We start from the raw sequence: 21,149 nt of genomic DNA, 5'->3' as shown, positions 1-21,149 counted from the left end.
GAACAGCCTTCCAATACACGCAGGAGACACCATGCGCTGGGTCAAACGTTTCTTCAAACTGTTGGTGGTGCTGCTCGTCGCGGGGGTGGCCGCTGCTGCGTTCTACGCACAACGAACCCTGCCCAAGATGGACGGTCGGCTGCAGCTCACCGGCCTGGTTGGGTCGGTCACGGTGCACCGCGATACCAGCGACGTGACGCACATCCTGGCCAGCCGGCCAACCGATGCGTGGAAAGCGCTGGGTTATGTGCATGCACAGGAGCGCGGCTGGCAACTGGAATTCAACCGCCGCGTGATGCGCGGAGCGCTCTCTGAAGTGCTGGGCCCGGCCACGCTGGAAACAGACAAGCTCATGCGCACGCTGGGCATCCGGGAAGCCGCCCAGCGCCAGTGGGAGGGTCTGCCGCCCGATGCACGCCTGGCGCTGGAGGCTTACAGCGAAGGGATCAACGCCTTTTTCGCCACCAGCCCGCAAGCACTGTCGCCCGAGTTCGTGTTGATGAGTGTGGACCCGGGGCCCGAGGCCCGCGCCGGGCGCTACTGGGATCCGCTGGACAGCGTGGGCTGGTCGATCATGATGGCACTGGACCTGGGCGGGAACTGGGGCAACGAATTTGCGCGCCTCACGGCGCTGCAGAGCATCGACACGCCGGCGCTGTGGGAGCTGTTCCCGCCTTACCCTGGCGAGCAACCGGCAGCCACGGCCGACCTGGCCACGCTGTACCGCAGTCTCGGTGTGTACCGGTCAACACCGGCGACCACGTCGTCTGCCACGCCCGAACCGCAGAACATGGCTGCACGCATAGGCCGCGACATGGAGCGCTGGACCCACGAGCTGGGCAACATCGAAGGCAAGGGATCGAACAACTGGGTGGTTTCGGGCGCGCGCAGCAAGACCGGCATGCCCCTGCTGGCCAACGACCCGCACCTGGGCCTGAGCGCTCCGGCCATCTGGTATTTTGCGCGGCTGCAGGCGCCCGATGCCGACGGCGTGAAAGGCATGGACGTGATCGGCGCCACGTTGCCGGGCACGCCGTTCGTGGTGCTGGGGCGCACCGAGCAGGTGGCCTGGGGTTTCACCAACACCGGGCCGGACGTGCAGGACCTCTACATCGAACAGATCAACCCGGCCAACCCGGCGCAGTACCGCGTGCCGGGCAGCACCGCCGAGCCGGTCTGGGCTGACTTCAAGCTGCGCATGGAAACCATCCGTGTGAAGAACCAGCCCGACGTGAGCCACATGGTGCGCAGCACGCGCCACGGTCCGGTGCTCAGCGACGCGCAGGCGCGTCATGGCGAGGTCATCGATACGGCCAAGTTTGTGCTGGCCCTGCGCTGGACGGCGCTGGACGCCGACAACCGCAACGTGGTGGCCACGCTGGAGTCCAACCGCGCACAGTCGGTGGCCGATCTCACCCAGGCCTTTGCCGATTTCCACTCGCCAATGCAGAACGTGTTGATGGCCGACCGCAGCGGGGTGATTGGCTACAAGGCGGTGGGCAGGGTGCCGGTGCGCTCCGCCGACAACGACATCCGTGGTGTGGCGCCCGCGCCTGGCTGGGAGGCGCGTTACGACTGGGCGGGCTGGCTGCCCTATGAAGACACGCCGCAGGACGCGGGCGAGCGCGGCTGGATCGCCACCGCCAACCAGCGTATCCACGCCGCCGACTACCCGCACTTCATCACGCAGGACTGGGCCCCGTCGTACCGCCAGGAACGCATTGAAGCACTGCTGGAAGCCACGCCGCAGCACACGGTGGCGTCGTTCCAGGCCATGCACGGCGACCTGCAGTCGGCCGCCACGGTGCGACTGCTGCCGTTTCTGCAGAAAACTGCGTCGAACCACCCGCTGGCGGCGGCGGCACAAACGCAACTCAAGGACTTCAACGGCGAAATGCGGGCCGAGCTGGCCGCGCCCCTGATCTACACCGCCTGGGTCGACGCATTCACGCGCCAAGTGCTGGGCGAGCGCCTGGGCCAGGCGCGCTTTGAGACGCTGTACGGCAAACGACTGTTCCGCAATGCAGTGGAGGGCATCCTGGAGCGCAACGACAAAGCCTGGTGCGGAGCAGCCGGCTGCGAGGCGGCCAGCACACGCGCACTCGACCGGGCACTCGACCAACTGCGGCAGAAGCAAGGTGACGACGTGGCCGCCTGGCGCTGGGCCGACGCCCACCCGGCGATCTCGATCCACCGACCGCTGAGCAATGTGAAAGCGCTGGCGCCGTTCTTCGAGGTGCGCACGCCCACGGGCGGCGACCCATTCACGGTCAACGTCGGCCAATACCACCTGGACAAAGCCGATGCCCCATTTGCCAACCGTCACGCGGCCAGCCTGCGCGCCATCTACGATCTGGCCGACATGGACAATTCGCGCTTCATTTACCAGACCGGGCAGAGCGGCAATGTGTTCTCAGGCCGCTACCGCGACATGAGCAAGACCTGGAGCGCGGTGGAGTACCGGGCGCTCAGCATGAAGCCCGGCGAGTGGGCCTCGACCCTGGAACTCGTGCCCTGAGGGCCTTACTTCAGGTTGCCTGAGAGGAACTGGGCGAGCCGCTCGCTCCTGGGGCGCGCCAGCACCTCGGCGGGCACGCCTTGCTCTTCGATGCAGCCCTTGTGCAGGAAGATGAGGTGCGAGGAGACCTCGCGTGCAAAACCCATTTCGTGCGTGACCACCACCATGGTGCGGCCTTCTTCGGCCAGCAGCTTCATCACGCGCAACACCTCGCCCACCAGTTCCGGGTCGAGTGCGCTCGTGGGCTCGTCGAACAGCATCACATCGGGCTCCACGGCCAGCGCCCGGGCGATCGCCACGCGCTGCTGCTGGCCACCGCTCATGTGCGACGGGTAGCGGTCTTCCACACCGCGCAGACCCACGCGCTCCAGGTAGCGGCGCGCAGTCTCCACCGCCTTGTCCTTCGGGATGCCCAGCACGTTAACCGGCGCTTCGATGATGTTCTGCAGCACCGTCATGTGTGCCCAGAGGTTGAAGTGCTGGAACACCATGGCCAGCTTGGTGCGCAGGCGCTGCAGCTGGGCAGCGTTCACGGCGCGCAGCTCGCCGTGCTTGTCGGCCTTGAGTTGCAGCTCTTCGCCGCCCAGCACGATGCGACCCGTGTTCGGGTTCTCCAGGAGGTTGATGCAGCGCAGCAGCGTGCTCTTGCCCGAGCCGGAACTGCCGATGAGACTGATCACGTCGCCCGCTCGCGCCTGCAGCGACACACCCTTGAGCACTTCGTTGGCGCCAAACCGCTTGTGGATGTCGTGGACTTCCAGCAAGGGGCGGCCTGGCGTTTTGAGGGTGGTTTCTGCAGTCATGGTCGATGCCCGATGGGATGAAAACTCAGGCGCCCAGCAGGTCGCCGGAGCGAAAGGGTGTGGCGCCGGCGATCTTGCCGACCTCGCCGCCCGAGACGATGTAGCGTTCGCGCACGGTGGCGTACAGCACACCCGTGACCTCTGAACGCACCTCATGCACACGCGCAAGACCGGCCGCCGTGGGGTCGATCACCTCGGCCACCACGTCGCCCACCTCCACGCGGGCGCCGGGTCTGACCAGAAACACCAGCACACCCGGCACCGGTGAGCGCAGCGTTTGCGATCCGGCCAGCGGTGTTGGTTTGCAGGCCATGGGCGGCAGTGGAGCGGGCGAGGCGCTGGCCAGTGCGCCCATGTGCTCAAGGAAAGCCACGATCGCGTGGGCGTCCTTGCGCGCGAGGTCGTGCGACACGTCGCCCTCGCCACGCAGTTCCACCGTGGCGCTCGCGCAGCCCTGGGGCAGGGGAGCGTTCACGCCGGCCTGGCGCAGCGCGGCAGTCAGCTGCCACCACAGGCCCGAGAGGCGTTCGTCAAAGGGTCCACCGCCCGACTCCCGCGCCAGCAACACGGCCTGGCAGCCCAGCAGGCAAGCCAGCGGCTCGAACGGTGGCCAGCAGGCCTCTTCGCTGTAGAGGTGCATCACCGCATCGTTGTCGCAGTGGAGGTCGAGCACCACGTCGGCATCGTGCGAGAGCAGCAACAACTGCCGGCGCATGCTGTCGAGTTCGCTGGCGGGCTGCCATTGGGTGAGCCACTGGCCGACCAGCTGACGCACGGTGGCCAGGTTGGCTTGCGCATCGGGGCCCAGGCGGGAGCGGGCGTCGTCCAGAACAGCTCCGGCCATGTCCGGGTAGTGGCGGTTGAAGTTTTGCGCGGTGTCGAATTCGAACCGGCCCATGGCGCGGTGGTCCAGCCGCTGGCTCAGGCCGATCGGGTTGGCCGCGGGTACCAGGATCACCTCGCCCAGCAGCTGGCCCGCTTTGTCGGCCGCCTCCAACCGCTGGCGCAGGTGGTGCGCGACCAGCATGCCGGGCAATTCTTCGGCATGCAGGCTGGCCTGGATGTAGACCTTCGGACGTGCGCCGGGCGTGCCAAAGTGAAAAGCCACCAGGGTTTTCTGGCTGCCCAGGCTGGGGCTCAGCAGAGGGTATTCGATGCGTTGCATGGTTCGACAAAGGGCGGACGCCTCAATGGCCGCGCGGTGCCAGGTGGGCCAGAAAACGCCGTTCGGCCAGCTTGAACAAGCCCACCAGACTGAAGGTGATGGTCAGGTAGATCGCGGCCGCAAAGATGTAAGCCTCGAAGGGCAGGTAAAAGTCCGAATAGATGCGGCTTGCCGCAGCGGTCACATCCAGCATGGCGGGCACGGTGCTGGCCAGGCTGGTGGCGTGCAGCATCATCACCACCTCGTTGCTGTAGGCCGGCAGCGTGCGGCGGATGGCACTGGGCAGCACGATGCGGCGCATGGCGGTGGCCGGGCTCATGCCCATGGCCTGGGCGGCCTCGATTTCACCGGCCGACGTTTCCCGGATCGCTCCGGCCAGCATCTCGGCGGTGTAGGCCGCGGTGTTCAGGCTGAAGGCCAGCAAGGCGCAAAAGAACGGTTCCTTGAAGTGCGTCCAGGGCCACACATCGTTCCAGCGGGCCTGGATCCAGTCCAGCTGCGCCAGGCCGTAGTAAATCAAATAGAGCTGGATCAGCAGCGGCGTTCCCCGGATCACGTAGGTGTAGGCGCCGACGAGCCAGCGCAGGGGTTTGATCGAGCTGGTGAGCGCCAGCGCAAACAGCACGGCGAGCACCGTGCCCACGCCCAGCGACGAAAGCAGCAGCCACAAGGTGGTGATCAGCCCTTCGCCATACATGGCCAAGGTGCTGGGGCGAAAGATGACTTCCCACTTCATGCGCAGCGGCTCATGCGTTGGCGCGTTTCACGCCGAGGCTGAAGCGTCGTTCCAGCCAGCGCAGCGCCCACAGCGATACCGACGTGTAGACCAGGAACAGGGCGGCAGCAAACAGGAAGAACGTGAAAGGCTCGCGCGTGGCCGCGCTGGCCTGCTTGGCGAGGTAAGTCATTTCCTGCAGACCGATCAGGCTGATGAGGGCCGTGGCCTTGATCAGCACCAGCCAGTTGTTGGTGAAGCCGGGGAGGGCATAACGCACCATCTGCGGAGCGGTGATACGCACAAAGGTGCGCACGGGTCCCATGCCGAACGCCCAGGCCGCTTCCATCTGGCCCTTGGGAATCGACAGGATGGCGCCGCGGAAAGTCTCCGTCATGTAGGCGCCGTAGATGAAGCCGATGGTGAGCACGCCGGCCAGGAAAGGATTGATGTCCACCGAGGCCTTGCTGCCCATGGCTTCAAGGAGGTTGTTCAGTCCGATCGTGCCGCCGTAATAGATGAGCAGCATGAGCACCAGCTCGGGAACACCCCTCACGAGCGTTGTGTAGACCGTGGCCAGCCCCACCACCAGGGGGCGGCCCGAGAGTTTGGCCACGGCACCCAGCAGACCCAGGAGGATGGCCACCATCAAGGCGGCCAGTGAGACGCCCACCGTGAGGAGGGCGCCCTGCAGGATCGAGCTGAAGTAGCCGGACAAAACGCGACAGCTCAGTTGCCGTACACGTCGAAGTCGAAGTACTTCTTGCTGACCGTTTCGTAGACGCCGTTGGTACGGATGGTCTTGATGGCTGCATTCAACTCATCCTTGAGCGCTGTTTCGTCCTTGCGCAGTGCCACACCAACGCCCGTGCCGAAGTACTTCGCATCGGCCAGAACCGGTCCCACGAAACCATAGCCAGCGCCTTCGGGCTTGCTCAGGAAGCCACCGTTGACTTCAACCTGGTCAGCCACCGTGCCATCCAGACGGCCCGACTTGATGTCCAGATAGACCTGGTCTTGCGCTTCGTAAGGAACCACGTTGACACCGGCGGCCTTGAGTTCGCCCATGGCGTACTTCTCTTGCGTGCTGCCTTTGAGCACGCCGAGCTTCTTGCCCTTGAGTGAAGCGGCATCGGTGAACGCCGTGTCGGCCTTCACCACGATGCGGCTGGGTGTGAAGTAGTACTTGTCGGTGAAGTCCACCACTTGCTGACGCTCTTCGGTGATCGACATCGAGCTGATGATCACGTCGTATTTTTTGGCCTGCAAACCGGGGATCATGCTGTCCCAGACTTGTTCCACATAGACGCATTTGCGCTTGATCTCGTTGCACAGCGCTTCGGCGATGTCCACGTCAAAGCCGGTGGGCTTGCCATCGGCGGTCTTGAAGGTGAAAGGCTCGTAGGTGGGGTCGATGGCCACCTTGAGTTCGGGCAGTTCTGCTGGCGCCGGTGCTGGGGCTGCGACGGGAGCTGGTGCAGCTGCAGGCGCAGGCGCTTCTGTTTTTCCGCAACCCACCAAGGCAGCGGCACCAATCAGGCTCAGGGACAAAATCAGGGTTTTCATGGACATCTTTCAGTAGCGGTCAAATGGTCCGCCGAACGGGTTGAGACAAGCGTGTGAATTGTAGGTTGACGCTCTGGGGTGCACCGAAATCGGGCTGCTGGTGTTTCCCCGCATAGCAAGGAGGCAGTGCCTCCATAAGGCGGGTGACAGAGGTGGGACAACCCAGGTCATCTAAGATGCTGAATTCAAAAGCATTTTGACCGAGTACGCGCAAATTGGCCCATGAATCCTACTAGGTCTATTCGCCGTGCTCGAATCCATTAAGGGTCAGTTGCAGGGGATCGCGCCGGATAGGCTCATTGTTCCAACGATCCTGCCGATCCCACACCTCAGCGGATCAACGCGGACACCACTCGAGTTCGCCGCCCGTAATAACACCAAACGGATCGGCGCCCAGGTAAGCGGAAAGCCCTAGACGAAGTTCCATCACCTTGTCCCGGCGGACCGATTGCGGGACCTCAATGCGGCCGAAGCAAGTCGCCAAGTAGTCACAACACTCAACCCCCAGTAGTTGCAAATCAGGGTCCAATTCTTTGCTCGCGAGTCGCTCCATCGCACCCAATAGATGCAGGTGGTACTCGCGTTCCTTGCCCCGTAGTTCAGCGCTGCGCATGGCATACAGCGCGTCCGTCAGGCCCCGCCTTTGCTTTAGAGCTCCGGTCCTGACATGTACCCATTCATAGTCTGGGAATCCTTCCAGATCGTCGAGCACGACCTTGATGCCGCGTGGCACCTCCCACGTCGGATAGCGGCGCTCGTACAGGTCTGACAACTCGACATATCCGATGGGCGTCGGGTCGAGCAATCGCCAGACTACCTCCCGCAACACAGCGAGCGCTTCGGGCGCATAGAGGGTTGCGTGGTACATCCACCTGGAGGCATTGGCTGGGTCCCGTGCAAGCCGCGACAAATTCTTCTCGACATCCGGCTGCCCAAGTTTTTTCATCCGGTCGAAGGCACTGCACCGGGGCCCTAGGGCATCCCCGTAGGCCTCGATCAGCTTGGATTCGAGGTCGTAGGGTCCCGAGGCGCCGGTCTCGTCCAACAGTGCCTGAAGCACCGCCTTCGTCTTCCAGCGCTGGATCGCTCTTTGCGCCCGATACATCGTCGGCTTCGCCCAAAGAGAGGACCGCGGGACCAAGTCGATCACGCGTTCGGCTGGAACTGCGCGCAGAAATGAATTACTAAACAAGTTTTACTGCTGAATTGAATTACTGCCTCAACGCTAGACGGAGTCGTCGCTCGATTCGTAACCTGCGCAACTTGACGGTAGTTGGATGAATGATGCCAAAAGTCGGCCTGTACGCTCAGACTCTGGACGAAGAGGAACTCCTCGGAGGCGCCGCGTTGCGCGAGGCGCTGGGCTTTCGTACGGGAGAAGCATTTCGCGCGGCGGCTCGCGGTGGCCGCCTGCCAATCATGCTGGTGAAGATTGAGGGGCGCCGCGGGTGGTTCGCGAGCGCCAGCGAAGTGCGCAACTGGAGGGCCGGCATCCTGGCGAAGCTGGGACCGGTCCGGGCTGCGGGCGAGTCGCCCGGAAAGGACTAGCGACGAGCAAAGAACCGAAACACCGTCCGTAGACCACCCAAAATGGAAAACGCCGCACAGCAAGCTGGGCGGCGTCGTCACTGCTCTCAGGTTGGGGAACCTTGAGCAGCAGTGTCGGCGCAAATGGCTGGGCTGTCAAGCCCTGAGGTCAGGCCGTGCCTTAAACGGGGCGGCCTGGGATCGAGGACGCGATCCCTCAAGCGCGTGGTACCGCATCAGCGGCGCCATCTGAAGAAATCCCTGTGGCTCTGGCCCGCGCATGCGGTGGCCGCCTCCATGGGTCTTCGAGACCTACACACCATGAAAGACTTTACCCGCTGGGGCGGACGCACTGGGCGTTATGCCGAATTTCGTGGCGCAGTCAGTCGCTGCTACGACCCGATTTCCCGACAGCACGTGCAGTTCGCTCACGCCTACGAATACGAGGGCTGGTTGCACGTACGGTTCGATCCGGACACAACCGCAATCACCGTGAAGGCGGCGCCGGTTGTCGCCGAGGTGGAGGGGCAGACCTGCGAGGCCGTCGCCACCTTCGTCGTCACCAGCCGCAGAACCGGCGCAAGCCGCCTGCATCTGGTTTGCAAGACAGAAGAATGCTCTCGCTCTCGGATCAACACACTCAAGCGCGTTGGCCGCGCGCTTGATGCGCAGGTCGTGGTGACCACCTTCGCGCAAGTGCGCTCCAACGTGGACGTCTTCTGGCGCATGGAACTGCTGCGTCAGGCCGGCGCGATCCATGAAGACGAAGGGCTCGAGCTCGATGTGCGGATCGCCTCGGCGCTGGATGCCTGCGGAGACACCGACCGTGGCCGCTTGGTGACGGCCCTGGGTGTGTCACCGCAACTGGCTGATGCGCGCTTGGCCTGGATGCACTGCCACGGCCTGCTGCGCCTGGACCTGTCGCAGGACAACTACCGCGTGCTGCGCCCGCAGGAGGTGCTGCAATGATCGAGGCGCGCAAGGAGCTGCGAAGAGCGGCCTTCTACCTCGCGATCCCCCCGCAGTGGCGAGACATCTCCAACTGGCCGGCAGTCGATCCCAACACCGTGCCGGACCTCAAGAAGAGGGCGCGCCTTATCGCCTTGACCAGGGCAGCCACGGCGTTTCTCAATCAGGCGCCCTTCCGCGAGGTCAAAAAGCTTGCCGGTTTGAGCGAGACGCAGTTCTTCCATCTTATGGTGCGCGCGCTCGGCGCGCAGGCCGGGACCGACCAGATCTGCGGAACCCGCGCGTTCGTTCGCAACCGGGTGCAGGCAGCACGCGAACGCAAGGTTCCGGCCGGCAAGACCAGCAAGTTCGGCGGCTACGCCGGCCTTTTCAAGAAGCTCGTAAAGGATCGCCCGGAAATTTTCCGGCGCCTGACCGAGTTCCTTAACGGCAAGGAGCGTCCTAACACGGTGACGCCCCATCTCATGCACGCCAAGTTTATCGAGATCTGCAAGGACGAGGGCCTGTGCGCCACCGACTACCCGCTCAATACCAAGGGCAAGGGCTATGAGCCCTTGCAAGGCTGGTACGAGAAGGTGTACCAGTTCGAGAACCGCCGCCGCCACATCGAAAAGCAGCACGGATCGGCTGCGGCCGTGGCCGCGCTCTACGAGTTGGGGGATGGAACCTCGCGCACGCCACCCATGCCCTACACCGTATGGGTGATCGACGAGATGAAGGTCGACCTGGAAGCGGTGATTGAGCTACCGATGGCGCGCTGGGACGTCGAGTTCGTGGCGCTCAGCCAATTCCAGGTCCTGCGCTGCCGCTCGATTGGCAACGTCGCTTGCAACATCGCCTGGCACATGTGCCTGCGGCAGCAGGCGGCCGGGTCCGACATCATCCGACTGTTCCGAAACGCGGTCCTTGGTCAACCGGCCGTCGACTGCGTGGAGGCCACCATTCAGTACGAAAAGGGCGCAGGTTTCCCGCAGAACGTGTTCGAGCCGCTTCGCTATGCGGTGCCGATCCTGGTCTATTTGGATAACGCGCTGTCGCACCTGTTCAACCCGCTGCAAACCCTTTTGCAGCGACTCTTCGGTGGGCGGGTGTTGCTCGGCATACCGGGGCGGCCGAAGGGCCGTCCCGACATCGAAAGCTCGTTCGGCCACCTGGTGCGCGCTCTGGTCCACCAGTTGCCGGGGACCACGGGCACGGGACCGCAGGATCCCGTGCGCGAGCGGGCCGCGATCCCGGTGGGCAAGCGCGTGCAAATCGGGCTCTTGGAGCAGGCGCTGGACGTCTATTTCGCCAACCAGAACGTGATGGAGAGTTCCGGAGCGGGCTACCTGGACTCCTTCACGCGGTTGGCGCGCCTGGTGCTGACCGACAAGATCAAGTGCAACTACCTGCCAGAGATCCGTCGCAAACCGCACAACTTCTGCGAACCCTGGCCGGTCACAGTGCACTGCGATCTCAAGGACAACCGCGGCAACTTCGTACTCTACAAGCAGCGCCGCTATGCGTCCCCATGGCTGAAGGTCCAGCCCGGCCTGGGCGGCAAGAAGCTCTTTGCTATGTACGACTACGAGGACCTGCGCACCCTGGAACTGGTGGACCAGTCATTCGCGACCTTCAACGTCGTCACGTGCGAGGGCCCCATGGCAAACGTGCCGCACGACCAGCGGATGCTGGAGATCATCAGCAAGAACCGTTCAGACGCGCGTTACCGGTCTCGACCCGGTGACTCCCCACTCTTTGGCGTTCTGCGCCACCTGGCCGAACGCGCCAAGCATGACAGTCAAGCGGCTCTGGAGTACGCCTACATCATGCGCTACCTCAAGCGCCAGTTGCCATCCGAGGCGATCCAGGATCAGGTCCTTGCCGTGGGAGCCGGCGACGAGTTTCTGGACGTCGATGCAGTCATGGTCCCCGATCGGTTGCCTCTGCCGCCGCCCCTGCAGGTGGATGGCCAGCCGTTGCCTGAGGACTTCTCCTCGAACGTGCCGCCCCTTCGGCCGGCTGCCACCCCTGCTGTTGCTCCCGAGGTGCCAACCGCGCTGGTACGCCGCTTTGTCGTGCCCAGGAAGTTGTGATGAGCGACCACCTAAACCTGTCATCCAACACGGACGAAAGGGGTGGCTTCTTTCCGAACCGGCCCATCTGGACGCCCGAGATCGAACGCAAAGCCATCGTGGTGGCCGACTGGGTGGAGTGCGAGCTGGAAGGTGGGCACATCTGGGGCATCCAGCGCGTGGGCAAGAGCGAATTTGCCAAGTACATCGAGCAAGTCCTCCCGGCGATGCTACCCGCCACGGCGGCTTTCATCTTCGAGTTCCTGCTCATGAAGCCGAAGACGCCGGAGGCTGTGCTCAGGAGGTGCCTTCTTTGCCTGGACAGCACCGCTGCTGCGGGTCGGGATCTGGTGACGATCTATAGCCGCGTGCTCGGTATGATTGTTGCCAGGTGCAGGGCGCTGCGCGTCAAGCGGGTGGTTCTGATCATCGACGATCTGCAGAACATCCCGCACGAGCTGTACCCGGTGTTCATGAGTCTTGCATCGGACTTGCGCAGGGCAGGGTTCGTGCCCCACATGCTGTCCATCGGTCAGCCGGAGATGAAAGCCACCATCGACCTGGCCTTCCAGAACAACTACCTGCAAACGATCGGCAGGTTCTTCCAGGGCATGGAGATCTACCACGGGCTGACTATCGAAGACATCGCGGCGCTCCTGACGAACATGGAGGGAGAAGGTCTGGAATTTACCACCCGCCACTTTCCGGATCGGGCTCGGCAAGGCTGGTCAATCACCGAATTGGCGCGGTCCATTGAGGAGGCCGTCACCTCCCTCTTGACCGATGACAACCTCACCGCCACCGCGGTCCGGCTTCCCTTTGCTTACTTGCGCCCAGCGTTGAATTCGATGTTCCTCCACCTGGCCGCCGACCCGCAGAGCGTGATCGACGCGGCGAGGGCGAAGGCTGCGATGAAGAAGGCCGGTCTGCACAGGGTGCTGCGTCACTATGTCGCTCGGTAATGCCATCGTGGAGCAGCTCGGGCAGCGTGGCGTCGGCGGCGCCACTCCGTCGGCCGTGATGCTGCTGACGGCGCTGGCCCACCGCCACGCATGGACCTTCGCAGACGGGCGCCGGATTCAAGGTTCAGTTCGCCGCAACGACCACAACGTCTTCCACATCGAAAGCTATCGGGAAGCCCATGGGCATGCCTTCGGGTTTCCGAGTCGGTTCTGGCGCGACAGCGTGGGCGCGTCGCTCCTGGGCGACGTAGAAGCCGGCCACATCCTGGTCGGCGAGTTTCGGTATTGCCAAGACTGCCTCTCCCAGGGTTGGCACACGGCGATGTTTCAGCACCTCTCGGTAGGCGCGTGCCCTGTGCACGGATGCGGACTGCGTGTGGGCTGCATCGAGTGTGGAAGTCCCATTCCGACCAGCACCAACTCGTTCTTGGAACACCACAACTTCTGCTGGTCGTGCGGCTACCCCTTCGTGCTGACCGGGAGCCTGGAGAGCTGCTTGTCCCAGGGGGTCGAGCAGCCCGAGGCCTTCCAACGCTTGTATGACGCGCTGCTACCGCGGGCACAGGCGTGCAACTTTTTCAGGCTGGATCACCCGGCCGCCAGGTACCGCCACGAAGCCCTGCGCATCCATCGCGTCTCGATCGGGCTGCACCGATCCTGGCCGCTCCATCGCGGAACGGCATTGCGCATGATCTCCGAGAGTCTGACCCCCCGATTCGGAGCGACGCTGAAGTACGCCGAGCGGCACGAACTCGCCGTCAATGAACGCGCGCAGGCAGTCTGGCAACTGCAAGAGCAAATCGAAGCGGTTGGGGGTTCCTGTTCGTTACTGCCGGAGCTGAACCACGCGCATGGCGGAGGGGTGCGGATCACCCGTCCCATGCACCTGACGGCGGTCGCATTGGCGCGCACGGCGGTGCAGTTGGGCAGGCCCAAGGAGATTTGGGAGCGAGGCCACTTGTGGCTCGGATCCTCGCTGCCCACCTTCGTGCAGTGGCTTCCTCAGGACGCGGCGGGCGCAGCCTATGCGGCGCGCTACCAAGTGTACAAGCTCTTCGCGCTCAACCTGCTGCGCATCCGATCCTTGCGCTGGATCGAGGAAGTGCCTTGGAATGAACAATTCGAACCGGCTGCCTTCTCAGCGCCATGGCGGCACGTCGAGGTGGGGGGCGAGGCGATGACGGAGTTTCGGTGTCGCATGAGCCTTGCAGGCGCCTTACGGCTGATTCGGCGGTATGGGGACCGGTTGTTGCCGTCCAAGTTGGAGCAGGGCGGTGGCAGTGTTCTCGACGCGCTCGATCCGATGCCGAATCTGGCCGCCGGCAGTGCTTGGCCTCCGTCCGGCCTTTCAGACCTCCGCGCGCGCTTTGCCGGCAAGGATTTCGCCCATCTCTGCCGGGTCGCAGGAACCCAGGAAGGCGGCGGGTGAGATCTTGCGCACGCGCGAATTGCCACCTATGGTGAAGGGCAACTCCCACCACAGAGCCTGGCGGTCCAACCCAGAATGGCCTACCGCCAGGTCCACGAGCTCTTGTGCAATTGCGCGTTGCCTGTAGTTGGCGGCAACCCATACGCGTGCGATCACAGGGTGGGCACGCATGGTGGCATGCTCTGGCCGCAGCTCTACGCCGCCCGGCTTCGCATCGTTCCATGCGAGGTGCCAGACATAGTCGGTCTGGCCGATGAACACCATGGCAATGCAACGTCCAGCGTCCGCCAGCACGTACAGCTGCTGCTCGGGCCGCCCGTCGCCGTCGACGCCAGTTGGACCTTCGATCTCGCGTTGCGCGACCATCGCGATGCTTGCCACCTTGGCCGCGATAGCTTTCGGCGCTCCGGCATCGATACGATGGGCGGCAACGCCTTGGATCGAACCAAGCTTGGGCAGCCGCTTCAAGCCCGGGGCGCGGGGCCCTGGGGCGAACGCGGCATGCTCGCGGAGTCACGGTACAGCCTCAAAAATTTGAACATCTTCGGCCAATGGGCTCGCGGCTTGTACACGATTGCAACCTCTTGATTGTCGAGGGCCGATTCGGTGAGAACGACGTGGTCTGCAACCTGCTTCGCGTTCTCGAACTCCTTGGCGTTTGCCTTGCAAACTGCCTTGAAGAACGGTCCGTTCAGCCACTCACGTACCTCTGGCGTGTGCTGAAACGTCAGATATCCAGCCAGTGACGCGTGCGCAACGGCCACCATGGCATATCCCAGCGGTACATCGTCGCGAACGAGTATGTACATATTCACAGTTCAGGAGAGATTGAAGTGCATCCGCGAATTCGCATCGACCCAGACGCGCCGCTTTCCGCAACCTTCGACCGCATCGAGCATCGCCTCGCGCCAGATGAACCGGCTGATTTCGTTTCGTACCACGCCATTTTGGACCTCACAGCCTTTGGCGAACCAGTCGCCGATTTTCTCGGTGAAGTGGGCACGCATCTCGTCGCCAGTGCGAGCGTATGCAATGCACGCCATGATTGAGCGCCCCTCGCCAGTGGCGGAATAGTCGCACCACGCAGTCCACAGGACCCGGTCGTCAGCCGTTTCACTCATCCGCGCACCGCAACATTTCTTCGGCGAGGGCGTCCGGCGATGTGGAGGTCGAAAGCCCGGTGATACGGGTCACGATTTCGCGTTCAAGGCCCACCTGGTAGATCTGGAAGGCACGCATCAATCCCGCGTCCGATATCTGCAGTTCGCTCTTGTCTCCGGCGCTATCAGGGTGTTGCATTAGTAGGTTCATGACGACATACAAGGCGGCGGTAAGCGAGGGCTCTTCGTCCTTCGTCCCGGATTCAAGTGTGCCCGAGCCAGCCTCGACACATCGAAAGTCCAGTGCAAGGCGAAGCAGCACGGTGTCGGGCAGAGACGTCGGCATGGCCGATCTCCATCCCCTGCCGTCCAACAGATTGTGAAGTTGTAGGAGGCTGGTCCCTTGTTTCGGGCGCAAGGCTTGCAAATGCATCGGCTTCCTGTGGGTAGTGCCTTGGGTCGTACTCCCTAGAAGAGCACTCAATCGGTATGTTGATCTGCATTTTGTACCATATATGCAGGTGCATAAATGAGCCAGTCTGCCCACAGTGCGGGGCATGCGAAAAGCTCAGGACCTACCGGTCCTCCGTGCTGCTGCGGCAGAGATCAAGTCACGCCGCGCCAGCTTGAAAATCAGTCAGGAAGAACTCGCTCACCGGGCGGGAGTACATCGCTCGTTTGTGGCTCGGCTGGAGATCGCTGAGACCCAGCCCTCACTTGCCGTGTTTTTTCGGCTTGCGGAAGCACTCGAGGTGGATGTCGTTGAACTTACGCAGGCGATGGCGCTGCGATATCGTAAGGAAGTAGGGCAGTCCCGCCGCGCTGGCCGGTAAGGTCTGGTTGGTGCCCTTCGTGGCCAAGCGATTAGGTCGGCGTGTTCTGCAAGAGAGAGGAAAGCTCACTGGTGAGGAATCGGAAGGAGCCCGCCGCCTCCACGGTTTCTTACTTGCCACCCAAGAAGAGCGCGGTGAGCAGTCCCAGCCCAATAGCGACGGCAACCGGATTAATAGGTGCCCTTCGGTTGGCCCTGATCAATGAGACGTGGCGTCACAGCGCGTCTTGAGGCTGACGTTGCACGCAGTCCGATTGCGTTTGCTTAGCGTTCTCAGCATAGCTCTCAGTTCAGATCCGCCTCCGGTACCAGACCGCGCTGAATGGAGAGCGCCACCGCTTGGCTGCGTGTGTGCATACAGTCAGGCACCTGTTCATCACGCGCGGTGCGCAGATTTGCACGGCCATTCCCGCACCGCAGGCGACTTCACTGGACGGCAACGGCCTGCAATCGGCCACTTTGGTGCGCATGGTCGCCTTTGCAGCTGGGCGGGCGTCCTCTCGCACCCCAGCATTTCGCGACATCCCATTCCCCAACCAGCCGCTGCGCGCACCGACCGTGGCAGAAGCGCGCGCCCAGGGCCGACTGATTCTGATTGCGGAGGACGACCGAATAAATCAGATTGTCATCCTGCGCCAGATCGAAGTACTGGGCTACGCAGGGGAGGTGGCCAGCAACGGGGCAGAGGCTTTGCGACTTCTTGACAGCGGCCCCTATGCGTTGCTGCTAACCGACCTGCACATGCCCGACATGGATGGTTACAGCCTAGCGCAGGCGATTCGTCGAGAAGAGGCCAGGCGGCAACGACCCGGGCAACAGCGCCTGCCAATTCTTGCGCTGACCGCCAATGCCTTGCGGGGCGAGGCGATCCGTGCCGAGGCGGCCGGCATGGACGCCTGCCTGACCAAGCCGATGCAGCTGCACCTGTTCGAGGCAGCGTTGCGGAAGTGGTTACCACAGGAAGTAGGGCGCAGCGAGTCAAGTTCCGTTCCGGGCGCCAACGCGTCGGCGCTGAGGACGGCGGCGGGCGTGATGCACATCGAATTGCTCAACAGTCTGATTGGCGATGACCCGGCAATGGTGCGTGGCTTGCTGCGCGAATACCAGATATCGTCCCGCCGTCTTGCGGAACGTATGGACGCGGCGTTTCTGGCCGAAGACTTCGCCCGTCTGGGATCTATCGCCCACGAGTTGAAGTCGTCTTCGAGGTCGGTTGGTGCGCTGAACTTGGGCGATCTCTGCGCCGAACTCGAGAACGCCTGCCGCACGCTGGTGCGTCAGAGCATTGCGTGCAGCATGAGCGATTTCGACGCCGAACTTCAAGTGTTCGACGCCCATCTCGACGAGTGGATCGCCCTTACGGCATAACCCGAGACAACCCAAGTCCGATTTGCATGACCCTGACACGCCTGAAAGACGGGCTTTACCTTGAGGTCAACGACGCATGCGAGCAGGTGTTTGGTGGTCCTCCCCAACACTTCATTGGGAAGACATCGCTGGAAACAGGTATCTGGCCAAGCAAACAGGTGCGCGAAAACTATGTCAACACCATACGGCGCAACGGTCGCCTGATGGGCTACGAAACAGAGGTGTGCAACCTCAAGGGCGAACTGGTCGAGGTCAAGGTATGGGCCGAGATCATCGACATAGAAGGCGAAGCATGTGCCCTCTCCTTCGTCCTCAATGTGGCTGAAGAGAAGCGGCGCCGCAACATGCTGATCAATCTCGCTGAAGGGGTTTCACCCAAAATCGGACAGGCGTTCTTCCTGTCGGTGACAGAGCATATGGTGGCGGCCTTGGGGGCCACAATAGTTGTGATTGGTGAAACGGCAGAAGGAGGTGGAATAAGCACAACACTCGCTGCAGGGCAGTAGTTCGGCTTTGAAAATCAAACTTGGGTTAGCGTGATGAAGCCGTTTTTAGGCTAGCCAGGGGTGACTACTGAAGTAATGCGCATTCAAGCGGCAATCTGCGACTCCGCCTCACGCTTACCAAGGGCCAGACGCTCCAGGATCTGCGGCACTCTCGAGGCGCGAGGAGAAGCCCCGCCAGACTCCCACTTCCAGATCGAAAGTGATGAAACCTCCAAGAGCTTGGCCATCTGCTCTTGGGTAAATCCCAATCTGGCGCGTTGAGCCTTAAGGCGTTCGGACGTGAACACCACTTTGCGCCCCGGTTTCCCTTTAATTTGCACTGCGCTCGATTCTTGTACTGCACGCTCCGCGACCCGAACCTTTTCCACCTTGCCTTTGCCCTGATTCCTATTCATCCGGTTGACATGTGCCTGCACGGCCTTCAGCTGCTTCTTCAACGCAGCGATTTCGGAACGATGAGCCGTAGATGTCTTGCGCATCGCTGCAATTTCTTCTCGCAGTTCCTTGCGGGCAACTCGGGCGATTTCTTTTTTGAGAGAGTCGGCGAATGAGGTCATCTGCACATAGTAATGCAACAAACTTACGCGTCCTATAACTTAGCTAGTCGAAGTGGCCCACCCTAGGCTCCTTGGAATGGCTTCACGGAGTATCGTGGGGAATAAAGCGCCAAAGGCTGATGTTGTGAAGCGCTCTCAGTGCCCGTCCAGTGGCTTCAACTGCTGCAGCAGCGTGGGCAGCAGCTCCGACACCGTGGGGTGAATATGTACAGTGCGCGCCATCACGTCGCAGGGCTGTCCGGCGGCCATCTGGTCCAGCAGGCTGTGCACCACTTCGTCGCCATTGAGTCCGAGGATGGCCGCGCCCATCAGCAGCCGCGTGTCGGCGTCCACCAGTACCTTCATGAAGCCCTGGGTTTCACCCGCTTCGCGCGCGCGGCCCACCTTCTGCATCGGCATCTTGCCCATCAACACCCGCCGCCCACTCGCACGGGCTTCGGTCTCGGACATTCCCATGCGGCCCAGGGCCGGGTCGATGAAGAGCGCATAGCAGGGGATGCGGTCCGAGATGCGCCGCGGGTCGTTGTCGAACAGGTTCGCAACGACGATCTCGTGGTCGTTCCAGGCGGTGTGCGTGAAAGCGCCTTTGCCGTTGCAGTCACCCACCGCCCACACACCCTCAGCGCTGGTGCGGCACTGGTCGTCCACTTCGATATAGCCCTTGGCGTCCATGCGGATACCGGCGCTCTCCAGGCCGAGTCCGTCGGTGTTGGGGCGGCGGCCCACGGCCAACAGCACATGGCTGGCGACGATGGGTGCTCGTTCATCCGAGCATTGCGCGCCCACCGCGATGCCATCAGCGCGCTGCGCGAGCGACAGGCAATCAGCCTCCAGTTCGAAGCGCACACCTTCTGCCTGAAGAATCTCGCGGATGCAGTCCGACACGTCGGCGTCTTCGCGCGGTAGCAGACGCGCCGAGCGCTCCACCACTGTCACCTGGGCGCCGAAGCGCCGCATCATCTGCGCGAACTCCAGGCCGATGTAGCTGCCGCCCACAATGACCAAGTGCTCGGGCACGGTCGCCAGCTCCATGATCGATACGTTGTCCAGGGTGGGCACGTCGTCAATGCCCTGCAGTTCCGGGCGCACCGAGCGTCCACCCACGTTGAGGAAGATGCGCGGTGCTGTGAGCTGACGGCCATTCACCTCCAGCGTGGCCGGCGCCACGAAGCGCGCCTCACCGGTGATCACCTCGGTGTGGGCGAGACCCCGCATCCACGCCTCCACCGCCTGCCGCGAGTGCAGCACGATGCCTTCCTTGCGCGCCTTCACCCGCGCCATGTTCACCCGGATGTCTCCCGCGTCAAAGCCGTACTCGGCGCCGCGCTGCGCCTGGCGCACGGCACGCGCGCTGGCCACCAGTGTCTTGGTGGGCACGCAGCCCACATTCACGCAGGTACCGCCGAAAAGATGGCGCTCGATCACGGCGGTGCGCAGCCCTTCGCGGGCACAGCGCGCGGCCAGGGCGGGGCCTGCCTGGCCAGCGCCGACGACGATGGCATCAAAAACTTCCTTGAGCATGCGGGGGATCTCTGGGTTGGTGTAAACGACCCTGTTGATCATGTACCTTCGGTATAGGTGCTGTCGACCCATTCAGGCGCGGCCTGTCCTGCGCGTCGGAATCCACTAGAGAGACACCCATGGGCACCAACCGCAGTGTTGAGTTTTTCGACCGGCATTTCGAGCGGTAGATTCACCTTGTGCCAGGCGGCACGATGGTGGTGAACGTGCTGCTGGACGGAACGATCTACATGGACAAGTTCGACCCTAATGCCCATTGCCTGATTCCGCGGAGTTTCCTGCAGGTGCAATATTCCTGCTGGCAGGTGATCCCCTCTGCATATCGGGAGTTTGCAGCACTGGGGGACAAGGTGAAGTCGTTCGCCACCACCGGCAGCAGCTCTCACCCATGTCCAGCATGGTGAATGTCGAGATCGGGGCGGCGCGGGAGAGGGTGGCCCGCATTGCCTGAAATAGTCAGCTTTTCCGGAATTGTCTTAGTAGCACCCCTGTGCCAAGTACCAGGCCAAGCAGAGCCAAAAGCAAAATCAGCACAGTTGGCGCCATCATCAAGCCCATTCCGCTCATTCCATCCATACAGTTCATCATGGTCATTCCCGGGGTTCGTGTGTAAGTGGTCAGACTATGGGTCTGTCGTGCTGATATCAGCCGCAGCAGCCTTTGGACACGCTCGCCTGTACCGGGGGACACGCAACGGTGCCGTAGGAGCAGTAGACGCAGCAGTCGCCGGCCTTTGGCTTTAGCACTGCGCCGCACCCCTCGCAGTCGTAGAACCACTGACACGCATCCGTGGGCATGGTCTCGACCTTCGCGTGTCCGCAGCTTGGGCAGGTCAACACGGAGATCAGTTCCGGCTGCGTTGTCACTTGGCCACCTTCACGGGTGTTGATGGGAAGCCGGCGTTTTCAGTGGCCCTCGAAAGGGTCGCCACATCTACCTTGGTGTCGTCGTACACCACAGTCGTCTGCCGCTTGGCGAGGTCGCTCTTGATGGAGGCGACGCCAGGCACCTTTGATAGCGCGGCCTTGATCGTCACGGGACAAGACGCGCAGCTCATTGTGGGTACAGACAAGGTGACGGTCCGGGTGTCGGCGAAAGCAGGACCAGTTGCGAAGACCGCGAGAACGAAGAGTGCAGTTTTCATTTCAACCTCAATAGAACAGTGGGGCGACAAGAGGAAATCCAAGAACGACGACGAGGAGGATCACCCCCATCACGAAAACAGTTTTCTGGGCATGCTTGCCCTCTGGCGTAGCACAGGCGCGATCGTCCTCGCACACAGGTGCGCGCCAAATCATGCGCCAGGCCATGAAGAGGGCCAGGCCGGCTATCGCAAGGAAGATGGGCTGGTACTGCTCGAAGGCAGTGAGCTGCCCGATCCAGGCGCCTGACACGCCAATTAAGACCAGGACCAATGGGGCAACGCAGCAAAGAGAGGCCACCAAAGCGGCAAAGATCGCTGCCCCAAGTACAGGAGATGCGGAGCTCGAGGCTCCTTGTGTCGGCGGTTTCTCAGTGTTCATGCTGCCAAGACTAAGGCCGTACTAGGCTACGGAG

The 21,149-nt window shown here is 62.6% G+C and carries 25 protein-coding genes and 1 pseudogene; 10 read left to right on the top strand and 16 right to left on the bottom strand.

Going from position 1 to position 21,149, the window contains the following annotated elements:
* Positions 1-31 precede the first annotated feature (31 nt).
* Entirely contained in the window at positions 32-2,518 is a 2,487-nt protein-coding gene (locus tag Q0C59_RS01875; protein ID WP_291210892.1) for a penicillin acylase family protein, read from the top strand.
* 5 nt (positions 2,519-2,523) lie between these two features.
* Here Q0C59_RS01875 and Q0C59_RS01870 read toward each other — a convergent pair whose 3' ends face one another.
* The 6 genes from Q0C59_RS01870 to Q0C59_RS01845 form a co-directional block, all read right to left on the bottom strand.
* Entirely contained in the window at positions 2,524-3,321 is a 798-nt protein-coding gene (locus Q0C59_RS01870; RefSeq protein WP_291210889.1) for an ABC transporter ATP-binding protein, read from the bottom strand.
* 25 nt (positions 3,322-3,346) lie between these two features.
* On the bottom strand, positions 3,347-4,486 hold the full coding sequence (locus Q0C59_RS01865) for a succinylglutamate desuccinylase/aspartoacylase family protein (protein ID WP_291210886.1): 1,140 nt from the start codon (positions 4,484-4,486) through the stop codon (positions 3,347-3,349).
* Positions 4,487-4,508: 22 nt separating this feature from the next.
* Positions 4,509-5,222, bottom strand: a complete 714-nt coding sequence (locus Q0C59_RS01860; RefSeq protein WP_291210883.1) for an ABC transporter permease — start codon at positions 5,220-5,222, stop codon at positions 4,509-4,511.
* 10 nt (positions 5,223-5,232) lie between these two features.
* Positions 5,233-5,919 carry an ABC transporter permease gene (locus Q0C59_RS01855; RefSeq protein ID WP_291210880.1) on the bottom strand — a complete coding sequence of 229 codons (687 nt, stop codon included), beginning with the start codon at positions 5,917-5,919 and terminating at the stop codon, positions 5,233-5,235.
* 11 nt (positions 5,920-5,930) lie between these two features.
* Positions 5,931-6,767 carry an ABC transporter substrate-binding protein gene (locus Q0C59_RS01850; RefSeq protein ID WP_291210877.1) on the bottom strand — a complete coding sequence of 279 codons (837 nt, stop codon included), beginning with the start codon at positions 6,765-6,767 and terminating at the stop codon, positions 5,931-5,933.
* 337 nt (positions 6,768-7,104) lie between these two features.
* Entirely contained in the window at positions 7,105-7,917 is an 813-nt protein-coding gene (locus tag Q0C59_RS01845; RefSeq protein ID WP_291210873.1) for a hypothetical protein, read from the bottom strand.
* A 131-nt stretch (positions 7,918-8,048) separates the two neighbouring features.
* Between Q0C59_RS01845 and Q0C59_RS01840 the strand changes: the two genes are divergently transcribed.
* The 5 genes from Q0C59_RS01840 to Q0C59_RS01820 all read left to right on the top strand — a co-directional run bounded on the left by Q0C59_RS01840 (position 8,049) and on the right by Q0C59_RS01820 (position 13,708).
* The gene (locus Q0C59_RS01840; protein ID WP_291210871.1) at positions 8,049-8,315 is read left to right on the top strand and encodes a hypothetical protein; all 267 of its coding nucleotides are present in this window, start codon (positions 8,049-8,051) and stop codon (positions 8,313-8,315) included.
* A 300-nt stretch (positions 8,316-8,615) separates the two neighbouring features.
* Positions 8,616-9,263, top strand: coding sequence for a hypothetical protein (locus tag Q0C59_RS01835; protein WP_291210868.1), 648 nt, complete (start codon positions 8,616-8,618; stop codon positions 9,261-9,263).
* A complete protein-coding gene (locus tag Q0C59_RS01830) occupies positions 9,260-11,338 on the top strand; it encodes a hypothetical protein (RefSeq protein ID WP_291210865.1) in 2,079 nt (692 codons plus the stop codon). Before Q0C59_RS01835 ends, Q0C59_RS01830 begins: the two co-directional genes overlap by 4 nt.
* Positions 11,338-12,279 carry a hypothetical protein gene (locus tag Q0C59_RS01825; protein ID WP_251711550.1) on the top strand — a complete coding sequence of 314 codons (942 nt, stop codon included), beginning with the start codon at positions 11,338-11,340 and terminating at the stop codon, positions 12,277-12,279. The genes Q0C59_RS01830 and Q0C59_RS01825 overlap by 1 nt, the downstream gene beginning before the upstream one ends.
* On the top strand, positions 12,266-13,708 hold the full coding sequence (locus Q0C59_RS01820) for a hypothetical protein (RefSeq protein ID WP_291210860.1): 1,443 nt from the start codon (positions 12,266-12,268) through the stop codon (positions 13,706-13,708). Before Q0C59_RS01825 ends, Q0C59_RS01820 begins: the two co-directional genes overlap by 14 nt.
* Here Q0C59_RS01820 and Q0C59_RS01815 read toward each other — a convergent pair.
* From Q0C59_RS01815 to Q0C59_RS01800, 4 genes are all read right to left on the bottom strand, one after another.
* Positions 13,628-14,176, bottom strand: a complete 549-nt coding sequence (locus Q0C59_RS01815) for a hypothetical protein (RefSeq protein ID WP_251711552.1) — start codon at positions 14,174-14,176, stop codon at positions 13,628-13,630. The two genes, Q0C59_RS01820 and Q0C59_RS01815, sit on opposite strands and share 81 nt — an antisense overlap.
* Positions 14,173-14,517, bottom strand: coding sequence for a hypothetical protein (locus Q0C59_RS01810; RefSeq protein WP_251711553.1), 345 nt, complete (start codon positions 14,515-14,517; stop codon positions 14,173-14,175). The genes Q0C59_RS01815 and Q0C59_RS01810 overlap by 4 nt, the downstream gene beginning before the upstream one ends.
* A 9-nt stretch (positions 14,518-14,526) precedes the next feature.
* A complete protein-coding gene (locus Q0C59_RS01805) occupies positions 14,527-14,715 on the bottom strand; it encodes a hypothetical protein (protein WP_251711554.1) in 189 nt (62 codons plus the stop codon).
* A gap of 106 nt (positions 14,716-14,821) precedes the next feature.
* Positions 14,822-15,154 (bottom strand): hypothetical protein, encoded by a 333-nt coding sequence (locus Q0C59_RS01800; RefSeq protein WP_251711555.1) that lies wholly within the window; start codon positions 15,152-15,154, stop codon positions 14,822-14,824.
* Between the two features lie 211 nt (positions 15,155-15,365).
* Between Q0C59_RS01800 and Q0C59_RS01795 the strand changes: the two are divergent.
* Positions 15,366-15,518 (top strand): annotated as a pseudogene (locus tag Q0C59_RS01795) (helix-turn-helix domain-containing protein); the annotation flags it as partial.
* A gap of 3 nt (positions 15,519-15,521) precedes the next feature.
* On the opposite strand, the gene Q0C59_RS01790 reads toward Q0C59_RS01795, so the two are convergent.
* Positions 15,522-15,668: a hypothetical protein gene (locus tag Q0C59_RS01790; RefSeq protein ID WP_251711557.1), complete on the bottom strand. Its 147-nt coding sequence runs from the start codon at positions 15,666-15,668 to the stop codon at positions 15,522-15,524.
* A 311-nt stretch (positions 15,669-15,979) separates the two neighbouring features.
* On the opposite strand from Q0C59_RS01790, the gene Q0C59_RS01785 reads away from it, so the two are divergent.
* On the top strand, positions 15,980-17,008 hold the full coding sequence (locus Q0C59_RS01785; RefSeq protein ID WP_291210851.1) for a response regulator: 1,029 nt from the start codon (positions 15,980-15,982) through the stop codon (positions 17,006-17,008).
* 26 nt (positions 17,009-17,034) lie between these two features.
* Positions 17,035-17,514 carry a PAS domain S-box protein gene (locus tag Q0C59_RS01780; protein ID WP_251711184.1) on the top strand — a complete coding sequence of 160 codons (480 nt, stop codon included), beginning with the start codon at positions 17,035-17,037 and terminating at the stop codon, positions 17,512-17,514.
* Positions 17,515-17,597: 83 nt separating this feature from the next.
* Here the strand turns inward: Q0C59_RS01780 and Q0C59_RS01775 are convergent, their stop codons facing one another.
* Both Q0C59_RS01775 and Q0C59_RS01770 read right to left on the bottom strand, forming a co-directional pair.
* Complete coding sequence (locus Q0C59_RS01775) at positions 17,598-18,092, bottom strand: helix-turn-helix domain-containing protein (protein WP_291210848.1); 495 nt, start codon at positions 18,090-18,092, stop codon at positions 17,598-17,600.
* Between the two features lie 114 nt (positions 18,093-18,206).
* The gene (locus Q0C59_RS01770; RefSeq protein ID WP_251711182.1) at positions 18,207-19,592 is read right to left on the bottom strand and encodes an FAD-containing oxidoreductase; all 1,386 of its coding nucleotides are present in this window, start codon (positions 19,590-19,592) and stop codon (positions 18,207-18,209) included.
* 200 nt (positions 19,593-19,792) lie between these two features.
* On the opposite strand from Q0C59_RS01770, the gene Q0C59_RS01765 reads away from it, so the two are divergent.
* A complete protein-coding gene (locus Q0C59_RS01765; protein ID WP_251711181.1) occupies positions 19,793-19,996 on the top strand; it encodes a hypothetical protein in 204 nt (67 codons plus the stop codon).
* A gap of 240 nt (positions 19,997-20,236) precedes the next feature.
* Here Q0C59_RS01765 and Q0C59_RS01760 read toward each other — a convergent pair whose 3' ends face one another.
* The 3 genes from Q0C59_RS01760 to Q0C59_RS01750 are packed head-to-tail and all read right to left on the bottom strand — an operon-like array spanning position 20,237 to position 21,115.
* On the bottom strand, positions 20,237-20,458 hold the full coding sequence (locus Q0C59_RS01760; protein WP_291210844.1) for a GDCCVxC domain-containing (seleno)protein: 222 nt from the start codon (positions 20,456-20,458) through the stop codon (positions 20,237-20,239).
* The gene (merP, locus tag Q0C59_RS01755; RefSeq protein ID WP_251711178.1) at positions 20,455-20,736 is read right to left on the bottom strand and encodes a mercury resistance system periplasmic binding protein MerP; all 282 of its coding nucleotides are present in this window, start codon (positions 20,734-20,736) and stop codon (positions 20,455-20,457) included. The genes Q0C59_RS01760 and merP overlap by 4 nt, the downstream gene beginning before the upstream one ends.
* A gap of 7 nt (positions 20,737-20,743) precedes the next feature.
* Positions 20,744-21,115: a mercuric transporter MerT family protein gene (locus Q0C59_RS01750; RefSeq protein ID WP_291210840.1), complete on the bottom strand. Its 372-nt coding sequence runs from the start codon at positions 21,113-21,115 to the stop codon at positions 20,744-20,746.
* Positions 21,116-21,149: the final 34 nt, after the last annotated feature.

Source organism: Hydrogenophaga sp. (genome assembly GCF_022844385.1).
GTDB lineage: Bacteria > Pseudomonadota > Gammaproteobacteria > Burkholderiales > Burkholderiaceae_C > Hydrogenophaga.
Note: the sequence above shows the minus strand (reverse complement) of the source record. Positions and strands in the feature narration are given on the sequence as shown.

What these genes read in the sequence shown, in the direction of transcription:
- Q0C59_RS01800 (WP_251711555.1), bottom strand. Translation starts at nt 15,154, where the DNA reads ATGCCGACGTCTCTGCCCGACACCGTGCTGCTTCGCCTTGCACTGGAC.
- Q0C59_RS01850 (WP_291210877.1), bottom strand. Translation starts at nt 6,767, where the DNA reads ATGAAAACCCTGATTTTGTCCCTGAGCCTGATTGGTGCCGCTGCCTTG.
- Q0C59_RS01810 (WP_251711553.1), bottom strand. Translation starts at nt 14,517, where the DNA reads ATGTACATACTCGTTCGCGACGATGTACCGCTGGGATATGCCATGGTG.
- Q0C59_RS01750 (WP_291210840.1), bottom strand. Translation starts at nt 21,115, where the DNA reads ATGAACACTGAGAAACCGCCGACACAAGGAGCCTCGAGCTCCGCATCT.
- Q0C59_RS01820 (WP_291210860.1), top strand. Translation starts at nt 12,266, where the DNA reads ATGTCGCTCGGTAATGCCATCGTGGAGCAGCTCGGGCAGCGTGGCGTC.
- Q0C59_RS01830 (WP_291210865.1), top strand. Translation starts at nt 9,260, where the DNA reads ATGATCGAGGCGCGCAAGGAGCTGCGAAGAGCGGCCTTCTACCTCGCG.
- Q0C59_RS01805 (WP_251711554.1), bottom strand. Translation starts at nt 14,715, where the DNA reads ATGCGTGCCCACTTCACCGAGAAAATCGGCGACTGGTTCGCCAAAGGC.
- Q0C59_RS01840 (WP_291210871.1), top strand. Translation starts at nt 8,049, where the DNA reads ATGATGCCAAAAGTCGGCCTGTACGCTCAGACTCTGGACGAAGAGGAA.
- Q0C59_RS01780 (WP_251711184.1), top strand. Translation starts at nt 17,035, where the DNA reads ATGACCCTGACACGCCTGAAAGACGGGCTTTACCTTGAGGTCAACGAC.
- merP (WP_251711178.1), bottom strand. Translation starts at nt 20,736, where the DNA reads ATGAAAACTGCACTCTTCGTTCTCGCGGTCTTCGCAACTGGTCCTGCT.
- Q0C59_RS01875 (WP_291210892.1), top strand. Translation starts at nt 32, where the DNA reads ATGCGCTGGGTCAAACGTTTCTTCAAACTGTTGGTGGTGCTGCTCGTC.
- Q0C59_RS01825 (WP_251711550.1), top strand. Translation starts at nt 11,338, where the DNA reads ATGAGCGACCACCTAAACCTGTCATCCAACACGGACGAAAGGGGTGGC.
- Q0C59_RS01860 (WP_291210883.1), bottom strand. Translation starts at nt 5,222, where the DNA reads ATGAAGTGGGAAGTCATCTTTCGCCCCAGCACCTTGGCCATGTATGGC.
- Q0C59_RS01865 (WP_291210886.1), bottom strand. Translation starts at nt 4,486, where the DNA reads ATGCAACGCATCGAATACCCTCTGCTGAGCCCCAGCCTGGGCAGCCAG.
- Q0C59_RS01870 (WP_291210889.1), bottom strand. Translation starts at nt 3,321, where the DNA reads ATGACTGCAGAAACCACCCTCAAAACGCCAGGCCGCCCCTTGCTGGAA.
- Q0C59_RS01770 (WP_251711182.1), bottom strand. Translation starts at nt 19,592, where the DNA reads ATGCTCAAGGAAGTTTTTGATGCCATCGTCGTCGGCGCTGGCCAGGCA.
- Q0C59_RS01835 (WP_291210868.1), top strand. Translation starts at nt 8,616, where the DNA reads ATGAAAGACTTTACCCGCTGGGGCGGACGCACTGGGCGTTATGCCGAA.